This window comes from uncultured Parabacteroides sp., from assembly GCF_947855115.1.
In the GTDB taxonomy this organism is placed as follows: Bacteria; Bacteroidota; Bacteroidia; order Bacteroidales; family Tannerellaceae; genus Parabacteroides.
The window spans coordinates 18,891-32,990 of the sequence record NZ_CANTZW010000017.1 but is presented as its reverse complement, the minus strand read 5'-3'; the positions used below and the strand labels follow the sequence as shown (position 1 = coordinate 32,990).

General features: G+C 43.1%; 10 protein-coding genes. 7 read left to right on the top strand and 3 right to left on the bottom strand.

Annotated elements, in window-relative coordinates; translation table 11 throughout:
- The 7 genes from Q0110_RS11425 (at position 1) to Q0110_RS11395 (ending at position 9,308) form a co-directional block, all read left to right on the top strand.
- Positions 1-1,467: a hypothetical protein gene (locus tag Q0110_RS11425; RefSeq protein WP_297906276.1), complete on the top strand. Its 1,467-nt coding sequence runs from the start codon at positions 1-3 to the stop codon at positions 1,465-1,467.
- Positions 1,468-1,681: 214 nt separating this feature from the next.
- On the top strand, positions 1,682-2,788 hold the full coding sequence (locus tag Q0110_RS11420) for a glycosyl hydrolase (RefSeq protein ID WP_297906275.1): 1,107 nt from the start codon (positions 1,682-1,684) through the stop codon (positions 2,786-2,788).
- Between the two features lie 101 nt (positions 2,789-2,889).
- Positions 2,890-4,062, top strand: a complete 1,173-nt coding sequence (locus Q0110_RS11415) for a glycosidase (RefSeq protein ID WP_297906274.1) — start codon at positions 2,890-2,892, stop codon at positions 4,060-4,062.
- Positions 4,063-4,080: 18 nt separating this feature from the next.
- Positions 4,081-5,469: an MFS transporter gene (locus tag Q0110_RS11410; protein WP_297906273.1), complete on the top strand. Its 1,389-nt coding sequence runs from the start codon at positions 4,081-4,083 to the stop codon at positions 5,467-5,469.
- Positions 5,466-6,662 carry an AGE family epimerase/isomerase gene (locus Q0110_RS11405; protein ID WP_297906272.1) on the top strand — a complete coding sequence of 399 codons (1,197 nt, stop codon included), beginning with the start codon at positions 5,466-5,468 and terminating at the stop codon, positions 6,660-6,662. Before Q0110_RS11410 ends, Q0110_RS11405 begins: the two co-directional genes overlap by 4 nt.
- A 30-nt stretch (positions 6,663-6,692) precedes the next feature.
- Positions 6,693-8,114 (top strand): sialate O-acetylesterase, encoded by a 1,422-nt coding sequence (locus tag Q0110_RS11400; RefSeq protein ID WP_297906271.1) that lies wholly within the window; start codon positions 6,693-6,695, stop codon positions 8,112-8,114.
- A gap of 549 nt (positions 8,115-8,663) precedes the next feature.
- Positions 8,664-9,308, top strand: coding sequence for an AraC family transcriptional regulator (locus Q0110_RS11395; protein ID WP_297906270.1), 645 nt, complete (start codon positions 8,664-8,666; stop codon positions 9,306-9,308).
- A gap of 479 nt (positions 9,309-9,787) precedes the next feature.
- Here the strand turns inward: Q0110_RS11395 and Q0110_RS11390 are convergent, their stop codons facing one another.
- The 3 genes from Q0110_RS11390 to Q0110_RS11380 all read right to left on the bottom strand — a co-directional run bounded on the left by Q0110_RS11390 (position 9,788) and on the right by Q0110_RS11380 (position 14,020).
- Positions 9,788-11,893 carry an outer membrane beta-barrel family protein gene (locus Q0110_RS11390; protein ID WP_297906269.1) on the bottom strand — a complete coding sequence of 702 codons (2,106 nt, stop codon included), beginning with the start codon at positions 11,891-11,893 and terminating at the stop codon, positions 9,788-9,790.
- 80 nt (positions 11,894-11,973) lie between these two features.
- The gene (locus Q0110_RS11385; RefSeq protein WP_297906268.1) at positions 11,974-12,189 is read right to left on the bottom strand and encodes a hypothetical protein; all 216 of its coding nucleotides are present in this window, start codon (positions 12,187-12,189) and stop codon (positions 11,974-11,976) included.
- A gap of 166 nt (positions 12,190-12,355) precedes the next feature.
- Positions 12,356-14,020, bottom strand: a complete 1,665-nt coding sequence (locus Q0110_RS11380) for an AMP-binding protein (protein ID WP_297906267.1) — start codon at positions 14,018-14,020, stop codon at positions 12,356-12,358.
- Between the last annotated feature and the right edge of the window lie 80 nt (positions 14,021-14,100).

The window sequence follows — 14,100 nt, the reverse complement described above, 5'->3', positions numbered from 1 at the left end:
ATGAGAAAACTTATCTTATTATATAGTATATGTATAGCGTTGCTTTCCGCTTGTGAAGAACCGGTGGTATCCCCCGAACAGATAGGGGAATATCCTTCCATCTATCCGGATTATACAGAAGTGACGGTTCCCGCCGCGATAGCGCCGATGAATTTCTCTTATACGGGTACATCCTATGAGCGGATAGATGTTATCGTAAAAGGAGGTCAAGGAAAAGAATTACATATAAACGCAAAACAAGTCCATTTCCCGGAAAAGGATTGGAGGCAACTGCTCGCTTCCAATCAGGGCGATAGTTTACTCTTTACCGTCAGTGTCAAGCAAAATGGCAAATGGCGCACTTACAGGCCTTTCCCCATGTACGTCAGCACTTATCCGATCGATTATGGCTTGGTATACCGGAAGATCGCTCCCGGCTACGAAGTCTACAGCCGTATGGGAATTTATGAGCGCGACCTATCGTCTTATGAGGAAAAGCCTTTGGTGGAAAACACGTTGGTAAAAGGCATGTGTGTAAACTGCCACGCCTTTAACCGGACAGATCCGAGCCATTTCAGCCTTCACGTGCGAGGTACACACGGGGCCACTTTTATGAGAACCGGCGACAAGGATGAATATCTCAATACGAAAACCGATCAAACGATCGCTACCTGTGTCTACCCTTATTGGCATCCCGGAGGCGAATATATAGCGTATTCCACAAACAACACCCGGCAGGCTTTTCACACGGTCAAGGACGAGCGGGTAGAAGTTCTGGACTTGGAGTCTGATGTGGTAGTATATCATCCTGCCGACCATCGTTTGCTCCTCTGCGACTCCTTGCAAAGAAAAGACCGGTTCGAGACCTTCCCGGCTTTCTCCCCGGATGGCCGTACCCTTTACTTCTGTTCTGCCGAAGCTAAAAAGATACCGGAAGAATACAAAGAGATAAGATATAATTTATGCCGTATTGATTTCGATCCCGCTACCGGAACATTCGGAAGCCGTATCGATACATTGGTGAACGCTGAGGCTTCAGGGAAAAGTGTATCTTTCCCCCGTCCCTCCTATGACGGTAAATATATTATGTTCACTCTATCCGACTACGGCAACTTTTCGATCTGGCATAAAGAGGCAGATCTATGGTTACTAAACTTGGCAAGCGGGGATCTTCGCGAACTGTCCGAAGTGAATAGCGATGATACCGAGAGCTTCCATAACTGGAGCAGTAACTCCCGCTGGTTTGTCTTCAGTAGCCGCCGGGGAGATGGCCTTTATACCCGCCTTTATCTGGCAAGTATGGACGAGAACGGTAGGATAAGCAAGCCATTCCTCCTACCCCAGCAAGACCCCGAAACCTATTACGATCGCTCCGTTTATTCCTACAATGTCCCGGATTTCGTCAATACCCCGATTCAACTGGACACAAAAGTATTTGAAAAGAAGATAACCTCGAAAGAACGTATACAGGTTCAAGCTGGAAAGTAAAAAGTAACATTTACAAAATGTAGCGCACGGATCTAATGTTTCTTTATGAATCCATTAGGTTCGTGCATGATCTGTTCGCAGTCTGTATCTAAAAAAATCCAGATGATTACCAAGAATAAGATAAATTAATATAATATCGTTATCTGATAAAATAATACTAGATTATATATACAAGACCTCTTACATTTGTATTCATAAAGAAATGACAATTATCATGAAGAACACAAAATTAATCACCATGTTATGCTTAGGAGCACTAATAGCCTGTTCTCCATCGAAGAAAGGCCAAGAGTCAACCACCGGACAGGTTTTGCCGAAAGAACGTTTAATAGAGAACCTGCGTGCGATTCCACAAAAAGGAATCATGTTCGGACATCATGATGATACGGTTTATGGTATCGGATGGGAATTTGAGGAAGGGGGCTCGGATGTACAAAAAGTATGCGGTGATTATCCGGCTGTTATCAGTTTTGATCTTGGAGAGATCGAGCTTGGGGGAGATAAGAGCCTTGATAAAGTTCCCTTCGAGAAGATACGGCAAGAAATCATCAACCAATATAACCGGGGAGGTTTGGTATCCTTAAGCTGGCATCCTCGTAATCCTAAAACCGGAGGAGACGCATGGGATGTATCAGACAGTACCGTCGTAAAATCAATCCTTCCGGAAGGGGAGAACTATACTAAATTCCAAGGTTGGCTAGGAAAGGTGAATGATTTCATCCTTTCCCTGAAAACAAGCGATGGCACTAAGATCCCTGTCCTGTTCCGTCCTTGGCACGAACATACCGGAAGTTGGTTCTGGTGGGGACAGAATTTATGTACCACCGACGAATACAAAGCGTTATGGCGAATGACTGCCGATTACCTAAACGCTCACGGAGCGACAGATCAGATCGTATACGCTTATTCCACGGGGACAGAACCACAGGATCAAGCGTCTTATCTGGAACGTTACCCCGGACACGACTTGATCGATGTACTAGGTTTCGACGCTTACCAACGGGAAGATAAAGACTTCTTCTTGAAAAGCATGGATACCTGCCTTTCCGTAATAGACAGCATAGGCAAAGCCAACGACAAGATCATAGCGATCACAGAGACCGGTTACGAAGGAATACCAGACTCCGCGTGGTGGACGGGAACCTTGTTGCCCGCCATCGAAAAATATCCGGTCGCTTACGTATTGGTATGGAGAAACGCCCGCGAGAAAATCTCCCATTTCTTTGGCCCTTATCCCGGACAAGCCTCCGCCGAGGATTTCAAGAATTTCTATAAAAATCCGAAAACACTGTTCGCCTCCGACATTAACCTATATAAATAACATCACACATAAACCAAATAACTCACATCATATCCAGTTGTAGAGACGGGGCGTGCCCCGTCTCCCACCATCTGATAATACCATTTCAAAACAGCAACATCATGGAACAATTTCAAGAAAAAGTAAACAAGCTCTTCGCCAAACACGAAACCTTGTTAAGCCGAAAAAACATCCCTTTAGAAGACGGAAACGGAATCTTCACCCGTTATCAATACCCTGTACTGACAGCCGCGCATACCCCGATCTTCTGGAGATACGACTTAAATGAAAAGACAAATCCCTACTTGATGGAACGTATCGGCATGAACGCTACCATGAACTCCGGCGCGATCAAATGGAACGGCAAATATATATTAATGGTACGTGTAGAAGGAAACGACCGTAAATCCTTCTTCGCCGTAGCCGAAAGCCCGAACGGGATAGACAATTTCCGATTCTGGGATTACCCGGTAACCATGCCGGATGATCTCGTCCCGGCTACAAATATTTACGACATGCGCCTGACCGCCCATGAGGATGGTTGGGTTTACGGTATCTTTTGCGCCGAGCGTCACGACCCGGACGCGGCCCCCGGCGATTTGTCCTCGGCAACCGCCACTGCCGCTATCGCCCGGACAAAAGACTTGAAAAACTGGGAACGTCTTCCTGACTTAAAAAGTAAGAGCCAACAACGTAACGTTGTCTTACATCCGGAATTCGTAAATGGTAAATATGCCCTTTATACCCGCCCGCAAGACGGATTTATCAATGCCGGAAGTGGCGGTGGTATCGGATGGGCTTTGATTGATGATATCACACATGCCGAAGTCGAGGAGGAAACCATTATCGACCAACGTTACTACCATACGATCAAGGAAGTAAAGAATGGCGAAGGCCCCCATCCGATCAAGACCCCGAAAGGTTGGTTGCATCTGGCTCATGGCGTACGGGGCTGTGCCGCCGGATTACGTTATGTACTTTATATGTACATGACCTCGCTGGAAGATCCCGCGAAACCCATCGCCACGCCAGCCGGTTATTTCATGGCTCCGGAAGAAGGAGAGCGAGTTGGCGATGTATCCAACGTGTTATTCTCCAACGGATGGATCGCCGATGAGGATGGAACCGTATATATTTACTACGCATCTTCCGATACCCGCATGCACGTGGCTGTATCCACAATCGATAAACTGGTAGATTATTGTATGAACACTCCTGCCGATGGACTGACTACATCCGCATCTGTCGAGACGTTGAAAAAGCTTATCGATCGGAATCTCTCACTTGTAAAATAATATACAAAAACCACTAATATGATCAAACTCACAGAGAAGATAGGCTACGGTTTCGGCGATATGGCATCGTCTATGTTCTGGAAACTGTTTGGCGCTTATTTGATGATTTTCTACACAGATGTATTCGGGTTGCCGGCTGCCGCCGTAGGTACGATGTTCCTGATAACCCGTGTATGGGACTCGGTCTTCGACCCGATTGTCGGTGTCGTGGCAGATCGTACGCAAACACGCTGGGGAAAATTCCGTCCTTACTTGCTTTGGCTAGCGATCCCGTTTGCGGCAATCGGGGTGTTAACTTTTATGACTCCTTCTTTCGGACAAACAGGTAATTTGATCTATGCCTATATCACCTATTCTTTAATGATGATGGTGTACTCTGCCATAAACGTGCCTTATGCGTCCCTACTTGGGGTAATGAGCCCGTTGCCACAAGACCGTAATACCCTTTCTACGTATCGCATGGTATTCGCTTATATCGGTAGTTTCATAGCCTTATTGCTATTTATGCCGATGGTACACTTCTTTAGCGGAAATAGCGATGAATTGGCCGACCAACAACATGGGTGGACCATGGCGGTCGTAGTTATCGCCATAATGTGCGCCATTCTCTTTTATGGATGTTTCGCATGGACAAAAGAACGGGTGAAACCGATCAAGGAGCAACAAGGCTCGTTAAAAGAAGACTTGAAAGACCTATTGCACAACAAGCCTTGGTGGATTTTACTGGGAGCGGGAGTCTCCGCATTAGTCTTCAATTCCATCCGTGACGGAGCTACCGTATATTATTTCAAATATTTTATCGTAGAGGAAGCATATGCCAACGTATCCCTTTTCGGAGTCTCCTTCGTCCTAAGCGGATTATATCTGGCGGTAGGGCAAGCGGCCAATATCGTCGGCGTAATTTTAGCCGCCCCATTAAGTAACCGGATCGGAAAGAAAAGAACTTATATGGGCTCCATGTTAATCGCCTCGGTCTTAAGTATTATCTTCTTCTGGCTCGACAAGACGGATCTGGCCCTGATCTTCACGTTCCAAGTACTGATCAGTATTTGCGCCGGCAGTATTTTCCCCCTACTTTGGTCTATGTACGCCGATTGTACAGACTACTCAGAATTAAAAACAGGGAATCGTGCCACAGGATTGATATTCAGCTCCTCGTCGATGAGCCAGAAGTTCGGATGGGCGATCGGTACGGCTATCACAGGCTGGTTACTCGCTTTCTTCGGATTCCAGGCAAATACCGTACAAAGCGAGGAAACGATCAGCGGAATCAAGATGTTCCTCAGTTTCTTACCAGCCATAGGTACGATCCTTTCCGTTATATTTATCGCCTTCTATCCACTTAGCGAAATAAAAATGAAGGAAATTACCGCTACATTAGAAACCAAAAGACAAGAAAACAAATGAGTAAAATAATAGAGACACTGCAAAATGAGGTTCAACGGGAATTAGAGAATAATATCCTCCCTTTCTGGATAAATAAAATGACCGATAACGAGCATGGCGGTTTCCACGGACAAATCACGGGAAATAACCAGCTAGTAGCGTATGCCAATAAAGGTGCTATCTTAAATGCCCGTATCTTATGGACTTTTTCTGCCGCATACCGTTTATTGCGGAAACCGGAATACCTAGAAACGGCAACCCGTGCCAAACGCTATCTTATCGATCAATTCTATGACCAAGAATTCGAGGGTATTTACTGGGAATTAGACTATACCGGACAGCCTGTACAAACGAAAAAACAAATTTATGCCCTAGGATTCGCAATCTATGGATTCAGCGAATACAACCGGGCTACCGGAGACAAGGAGGCGTTGGATTACGCGATCCACCTATTCAATACGATCGAGCGATATAGCTTCGACCCGGAAAAGAACGGTTATATGGAAGCCTTTACGAAAGAGTGGCGACAGATAGAGGACATGCGGCTAAGTGATAAGGACGAGAATGAAAAAAAGACGATGAATACCCATCTGCATATCCTCGAACCTTATACCAATCTGTACCGGGTATGGAAAGACGAACGTCTAAAAAAACAACTCCGTAACTTGATCCTGATTTTCACCGACAAGATCTTGGATCATCAGACCTATCATCTAAACCTCTTCTTCAACGAGGACTGGGAAAGTAAATATCGTATCATCTCTTACGGACATGACATAGAGGCTTCTTGGTTACTACACGAGGCCGCTATAGAATTGGGAGACAATGAGATTCTTCAAAAAGTAGAACCTTTGACACAAAAGATAGCGATAGCGGCCGAAGAGGGATTATTGGCAAACGGCAGCCTTATTTACGAGTATCATCCGAATGAGCGGAAAGCCGATACGGACTTGCATTGGTGGGTACAGGCTGAGAACGTAATCGGCCACCTCAACCTGTACCAGCATTTCGGAGATGAGCCTGCTTTAGACACTGCCTATAAATGCTGGAAATTCATCCAACGCTATTTAATTGACAGGGAACAAGGGGAATGGCATTGGAGTGTATCACTCAACCACGAGATCAACCGCAAGGATGATAAGGCGGGTTTCTGGAAATGCCCCTACCACAACGGACGTATGTGCATGGAGATTATCGAGCGCAAGATCTCATAACCAGGATTTTTATTTAAACAACTATTAAATATGAATAAGATCAATCTTCTACTAATCGCTTTATTCATTTGCAGCGCCCATTTGCTTGCCGAGATCAAGCTTCCGGCTTTAGTAGGCGACAATATGGTACTACAACAAGCCACTAAAGTAAGGCTCTGGGGAAACGCCACCCCAAAATCAATCATGAAAGTCCGTAGCTCTTGGGATAATACAGAATACACCGCCCAAGTAAACGAGCAAGGCGCATGGGAAATTTGGCTTCAAACACCTTCAGCCAGTTTTGAGAAGCAACAAATCACATTAGAGAATGGACAAGACAAGATCGTCTTGCACGATCTTTTGATCGGAGAGGTATGGTTCGGCTCCGGCCAGTCTAACATGGAAATGCCATTAAGAGGTTTCTGGCACTGTCCTATCGAGGGAGGCAATCACGCCATCGCTACCTCCGGGAAATACAAGAACTCGATTCGTTACGCTACAATCCAACGAGTAGGCGCACTGGAGCCAAGAGATTACCCGGTAGGTGGAGAATGGAAAATATGCGATCCGCAAAATGCCCCTGACTTTGGAGCTACAGCCTATTTCTTCGCGACCCTGCTGACTGAAGTACTGAATGTCCCGGTAGGTATCATCAACTGTAGTTGGGGTGGTTCCACGGTTGAAGGTTGGCTGCCCAAAGATATCCTGCAAAATTATAGCGACATCGATCTATCTCTAGCGGGTAACGACAAGAAAATCCATCCAATGCTACAACCCATGATTATGTATAATGGAATGCTGGAACCTGCCAGTAAATATACGATCAAAGGCTTTTTGTGGTATCAAGGAGAATCGAACGTCGGACATCCCGACTACGCTAAACGCCTGGTGACAATGGTAGAACATTGGAGAGGATTATGGGGACAAGGAGAATTACCTTTCTATCTTGTAGAAATAGCCCCCTATGAATATGGAGAGGGTGACCAAGCCGCATACCTCCGCGAGGAACAATACAATGCCACACGCTTGATCCCAAACAGTGGTATCGTCTCCACAAACGATTTAGTACAAGATTACGAAAAACGGCAAATACATCCGAAAGAGAAACAAAAGATCGGCGAACGTCTTTGCTATATGGCCCTAAACAAAACATATGGCTACACGACCATCGCCTGTGAGGGGCCTGAATACGACCATATGGAAATCGACAAGGATAAAATCATCCTTTCTTTCAAGAACGCAGAAGAAGGTTTCAACCGTGATAACGGGATCATAGGCTTCGAGATCGCCGGGAAAGACATGCGTTTCCACAAAGCAAACGCAGCTATAGACCCCAACAAGAAAACGGTTATCATTTCCGCTCCGGGTGTAAAAGCTCCGATTGCTGTCCGCTACGCTTTCCGGAACTTTCAAATAGGAAACTTACAAAATATACACGGGTTGCCGATGTTTCCTTTCCGTACGGATAAATAAAACGAATCACAAGGGGATATTCAATACGTTATAATATTCAAGCTTGTTCGCACATTACACCCTATTTTTATTCATAAGAAGTATTTAGTTTGACTTCATTCTATTGTGATAATAGAAATTGCTCTTAAGGTATTAGTTCACTTAATTTTTCTCTCAAAAATATGGGAGATCTTATTTTACAAGGAATCAGAGAATCACTCTGATTCCTATTTATTTTTCATTCATATCACATTGTATACAAAAAATGATAGTTTGTATACAGACCATACTCGTACATTGCGCTTCTTTTGCATTTAGATTTACCGAAGGGAGCAAGATTCTTATAATAAACTAAATACCAATATTTTCATGAACAAACTAATCAACAGAATTTCTCCAGAAACATCTGAAAAACGAATCCTACATGCCGGTTTTAGCTTAATATCGATGACAGAGGAAATAAGACAAACCTTATCCGGTCTATCCAGTGATATGATTATTTTTATCCTAACCGGATCTATAACCATATATTCCAATAAAGAAGAAAAAAGGACAATTGATGAACGATATATGATCTTTTTAAGATCATTCGAGAATTATACGTATGATATCACACTGGGATCAAAAGTCATTATCTTCTTTTTTGACAGTTTATCCATGAACGAGTTACCGTATTACCAACACCCATACGGAATACTGCCCCAACCCATCTCCAAATGGATAGAACTGAAAATAGAGGAACCATTGTATGCCTTTCTAGAACTCATCGGACAATATCTCGAAAAAAATCTACCGGACTACTCCTTGTATGAATTAAAAAGAACAGAGTTATTCTATTTATTGAAGACTCTTTATAAGAAAGAAGAATTAGACTACTTTTTCTATTTATCAAGTACACATTCATCAGAGTTCGAGAGACTAATCGCCGAAAATTACATGAAAGCTAAAACAGTGACTGATCTAGCTCAATTGGTAGGTTGCGGAGTAAATTCCTTCCGTATGAAGTTTAAAAAGGCTTTTGGCATCCCAGCCTATGAATGGCTGATGCAAGAAAAATCCAAACGTCTATTAGTCTCTATGGCAAACTGCAAGGATAGCTTTAAGAATATAATTGATGAATTCGACTTTTCGTCGCATTCGCATTTCTACAAATTTTGCAAGGCACGTTTTGGGTATAGCCCTACGGAACTAAGAAAAAAGTTCAAGTCATTGTGAATATTCCCCTATCAAAATATACATTTAATTTATTAAGTTGTATAACTCCAAATAAGTCATGCCCATTTATCTTTGTCTTGTTGATTTTAGACACCTTTCCATATGGATGATCTAGTAAACGATAATATATAATGACCACAGTATTTTTCTATATTTTGTTATTCCTAAATAAGAACTGGGATAAAATTAGTGAACAAGAGAGTAAAATGACATCGCCAATAATTCGCTATATTTTGTTAGGGGTTATCTTATTCGTGATCTTGACACGTATACTTTCTATACTACAGTTTTTGCGATTAAAGCGGAAATTAAAAAAACGTATTTTCCAGAAACAAGAAAAAACACCTCGCAAATAAGAACCTCTATTCTTCGATATACATTGATTATTAAAGGAAATTATTCACGTACAACCGTTCCGTGCGTTTCATCTTGTTTATGCTTTTGGATGAACAAGATGAAACACAGGTACAGGCCCTATTTTATAAAGAATAAGTCAGCGTAAGCCAAGCCACCCTAGCATCACGATTACGCTTTTGTGTCATTTCCAAATTCGGGGTATCAATAATCGTAGTTTCTTCCAAACTATCGAATATATTATTGATACTTAAATTCGCGCACAACTTCCGATTGAGGAAATACTGAGAAAGGCCGGCATTTACGCTATAACGGCTTTTGATCTTACCTTGAGGCGTAAGCTGGTCGGAAATGTAGAAACCATCGATCTGGAAATCCGTAGTCGGCGTAATACTTACGTTTACATTTCCTTTGACATCCCAACACACCAAAGATTTCTTCTCGTCATAGCCGATCGTACGCCCGTCGATCTCATCGCGGTAGACATCACCGGAGAAACCGATTGTCAAGATTCGCACCGGATTCCAACTACCGGACAGGTCGGCTCCTACCGCTTGGCTATGCCCGATGTTTTCTCTCTTCCAAACCGTCTCATCATTAATCTGACTAGCGACCTCCATAATACGATTCGTACGATTTCGGTAATAAATTGCCGGAGTCAGGCGAAAACGGGGAGCGGAAAACTGATATCCTAATTCTACCAGATGAATAAACTCATCTTTTAAATCCGGATTACCCTGGATAATGTGCGTAGCGTCGCTATTATTCAAGAAAGAACATAAATAAGCCCCAGTCGGGCGAATCACACGTTGTTGATAGCTCAAACTCAAATGATTATTTTTATTCACCTCATAAGTAAAACGGGCACGAGGATATAAATGGAAACGGGAGTTCTCATTTAAGCGGCCTTTCACGTCGGACCAATAAGGATCATTCTCCCATGAAGGGCTGAACTCATCCAAATTGAAATGACTGAACTCAGCTTGTACACCTAAATCCACATTTAGATTCCCCCAACTCTTTTCTACCGTAGCGTAAATCAAATTCAGATACCGATTGAAATTATAATTATAAGACTTCGACTTGTTCAGCACAAAAAGATCATCGCTCTTGTCTGAGGCAGTCGTAAGATAATCCTCTTTCCGGGCACGTCCAATGTAACCAACACTAAAATTCCACCCGTCGAAATATTGGCCATAACCGAATCCCCAGAAATAATTATGCTTCTTTTGATCGATAAACTGATTATCCTCCGCTACAATATTCCCGTTTTGAGGATTCTCATTCTTGAAATCGTTATCCTCATCATACGAGAAGTTATTATAATTAAATACGGTATAAAAAACCTGATTATCCGATATCTTATGATTCCAATAGGCCTCAGCGGCATATGCCTCCTGACGCTGATCATTATACCGATTTCGGATAACATACTTCATTTGCTCGCCACTCGTATTGAGTACCCGATTATTGATACGACCATAGCGGCTATAATCCATCAGGTGATACAGGCCATGTACGGTTATCACATCCTTAGGAGAAAGATCATAATCCACTTTCACGTCCGCGACATGCACATCCGGGCGAGCCGTGGCATTATTATCCATGAGGGTCTGGTTTTTCGCGTTCCGGGTATGTTTACTATACGTACGTTCACGATACTCTTTACGATAATTATACTTAGCGTTAATATGGAATTTTCCCGGATGCAAATTCAATACGGCACCAGCGTTATAACGTTCGTTCCATCCCGCACCCAATGTAACATAAAGAGGCGAATCTGTCTTTCCATACATCCGGGGTACTAAATTGATAATACCGGACTCTCCATCCGGAACAGTCATCATAGAAGGAAACGATCCGACCGTGACCTGATTAAAAAACGTAGCAGGCAATTGAATCAATACATCGCCACTATTTTCCTCCAACAAGCCATAAGGAACATTGTTGATCAGCATCCCTACGTTATTAGATCCCCGATAAATAACCGCCCCCTCTATATCCGTCACGACGGAAGGTAGCTGACGGAAAGCCTCAGCAGCCGTATTTGTTATGCTACTCAAATTGTTCTCTACCCGCAGGAACCTCATTCCGTCTCTCTCACTTAATCCGGCGAAACGAGCTCCTTGTACCTCGATATTCCGTATGGTAAGTGTCGTATCGGCAGGAGTTTGCGATAAGACCGGCACAGTTAATAGAACTGCTAATGGAAGAAGTAAAATTTGTCTCATATCATTATCTATGGTTTATAAACAAAAAAGTCTGTATGTTCAACGCATACAGACTGTCCTCAAAACTCGTTTACTGATTATCACTCAGCAGGAGCAGCTTCTACGGCAACAGAGTCTACACTCTCAACGGCTACAGAATCAGTAGCGGCGGCATCCTCTTCTACCACAGGAGCACTCTCAACTACAGCAGCCCCTTCTGCTTCTGCGACAGATTCAGTAGATTCCGCAGACTTGTTACCACAAGATGCGAATGAAACAGCTGCGATAACAGCAGCAAATGCAACTAACTTTTTCATTTTGTCCTTAAATTAAACGGTCTATAATATCTTGTTGTTGTAAAACGATGCAAATGTATGTATTAATTATATATGTTGTACAACATAAGACATTTTTTTTAAATTTATTTTCGGCATCCTTTACAACGGGCTGATTATTAATCGCATTCGCTCTTTACTTAATTTATTAATAATTACTGTACAGGTAACGTTTAATACTTTTCTTCGGTGTTTTCTCGAATTCCGTCGGATACAACTGTATCTCGGAGACCGCTTCATACGGTGCCAGAAGCTTATTCAATTCAACCCTGTTTTGCTCCATGATAACAGGGAGATCCGTATGTGAGATACCGGTACTATCTACCGTATCGTAATCCGGATAAACCATACCGATCAATTTCCCACCTCTCTCAACTACAAGGCTTTCCATAACGAAAGGCAAGTTATTAAGCTTAGACTCTATTTCTTCCGGATATATATTTTGTCCGCTAGGGCCTAAGATCATCGTCTTGCTACGTCCTCGGATAAAGATACGGTTATCGTGATCGATCGTACCCAAATCGCCCGTTTTTAACCAGCCGTCTTCCGTGAATATATTCCGGGTTGCCTCCTCATTCTTATAATATCCTTTCATCACGTTCTCACCCGATACTTGAATCTCCCCTACCTTATTATAAGGATCATCCGAATCTATACGAACCTTCATGATACCTTTCAAGACCTGGCCGCAAGAACCGGGTATATATTCATCGTTATGATCATAACTGATTAACGGGCCGCATTCCGTCATGCCATAACCGATCGTGAACGGGAATTTGATCTTATACAAGAAATCCGTTACTTCTTGATTCATGGCGGCACCTCCCACGATCACTTCACGGAAACGTCCTCCCAAAGCATCTACCAGATGCTTGCGGATCTGGGCATAAATACGAGTATCCAACAACGGAATATTCAAGGCCAACCTCAAGGTACGTTTATTCAACTGAGGAAGGATCATTTTCTTATAGATTTTCTCCAAAATCAGGGGAACCATCAAGATTAAGTTCGGTTTCACCTCCTCGAAAGCCTTCAATAAGATTTTAGGAGACGGCACCTTCCCTAATAAATAGACATGTACGCCAAATGCCATAGGAACCAATAAATTGAAAGCGCAACTATAAGCGTGGGCCAAGGGCAAGAAACATAGTTCCCGTTCGCCCCGGAACAATAAATCCAGCGTCCGGGCATAAGTCACGTTTCCGGCCAAATTATTACCAGTCAACATAACTCCCTTGCTAAACCCGGTCGTACCCGACGTATAGTTGATCTCTACCACCTTGTCATTATCCAACTCCGCATACTTGATATCCTCCTTGGTGAAACCATCCGGATACTTCTCGACCATCTTCTCATCCAGCGATTTCATCAGTTTCTGGATATTCTCTCCATCCCGTTGATGCAAACAACGATAATCGGAAAGAGAAAACACACCGCGTACTTCCTCTATCTTATCTTCCTCCAAAGAATCCCAAATACGGTCGCTAACAAACAAAAAGACTGATTCCGAGTGATTTATGATATGATGTACATCATTCGGGCTAAAGTCTTGGAGAATAGGCACGATAATCGCCCCATAAGTTATAGCCGCCATATAAGCGATACACCAGCGAGAGCAATCCTTACCGATCAACGCGATCTTATCGCCACGACGAATCTGGCACTCATGAAATAATAGATGAATACGCGCGATCTCCGTCGCTACATCTCCGAATGTAAAGGTTTTACTTTTCCCATAATCCGTTAATGCGGGCAAGGCCCAGTTTTCCTTGAAACTCTCCTCGTAAATCTTAATGAAATTCTCCTTGATCATAGCAGACTTTTGTGAAATTTGCGTAAAAGTAAAAACAAATCCTTACTTTCACCATGATACACCCTAATAAATTTACAATT

Bases quoted from the DNA above. Each gene is read 5' to 3' on its own strand.
- Q0110_RS11390 (WP_297906269.1), bottom strand. From the start codon at position 11,893: ATGAGACAAATTTTACTTCTTCCATTAGCAGTTCTATTAACTGTGCCG.
- Q0110_RS11395 (WP_297906270.1), top strand. From the start codon at position 8,664: ATGATCTTTTTAAGATCATTCGAGAATTATACGTATGATATCACACTG.
- Q0110_RS11385 (WP_297906268.1), bottom strand. From the start codon at position 12,189: ATGAAAAAGTTAGTTGCATTTGCTGCTGTTATCGCAGCTGTTTCATTC.
- Q0110_RS11380 (WP_297906267.1), bottom strand. From the start codon at position 14,020: ATGATCAAGGAGAATTTCATTAAGATTTACGAGGAGAGTTTCAAGGAA.
- Q0110_RS11410 (WP_297906273.1), top strand. From the start codon at position 4,081: ATGATCAAACTCACAGAGAAGATAGGCTACGGTTTCGGCGATATGGCA.
- Q0110_RS11400 (WP_297906271.1), top strand. From the start codon at position 6,693: ATGAATAAGATCAATCTTCTACTAATCGCTTTATTCATTTGCAGCGCC.
- Q0110_RS11405 (WP_297906272.1), top strand. From the start codon at position 5,466: ATGAGTAAAATAATAGAGACACTGCAAAATGAGGTTCAACGGGAATTA.
- Q0110_RS11425 (WP_297906276.1), top strand. From the start codon at position 1: ATGAGAAAACTTATCTTATTATATAGTATATGTATAGCGTTGCTTTCC.
- Q0110_RS11415 (WP_297906274.1), top strand. From the start codon at position 2,890: ATGGAACAATTTCAAGAAAAAGTAAACAAGCTCTTCGCCAAACACGAA.
- Q0110_RS11420 (WP_297906275.1), top strand. From the start codon at position 1,682: ATGAAGAACACAAAATTAATCACCATGTTATGCTTAGGAGCACTAATA.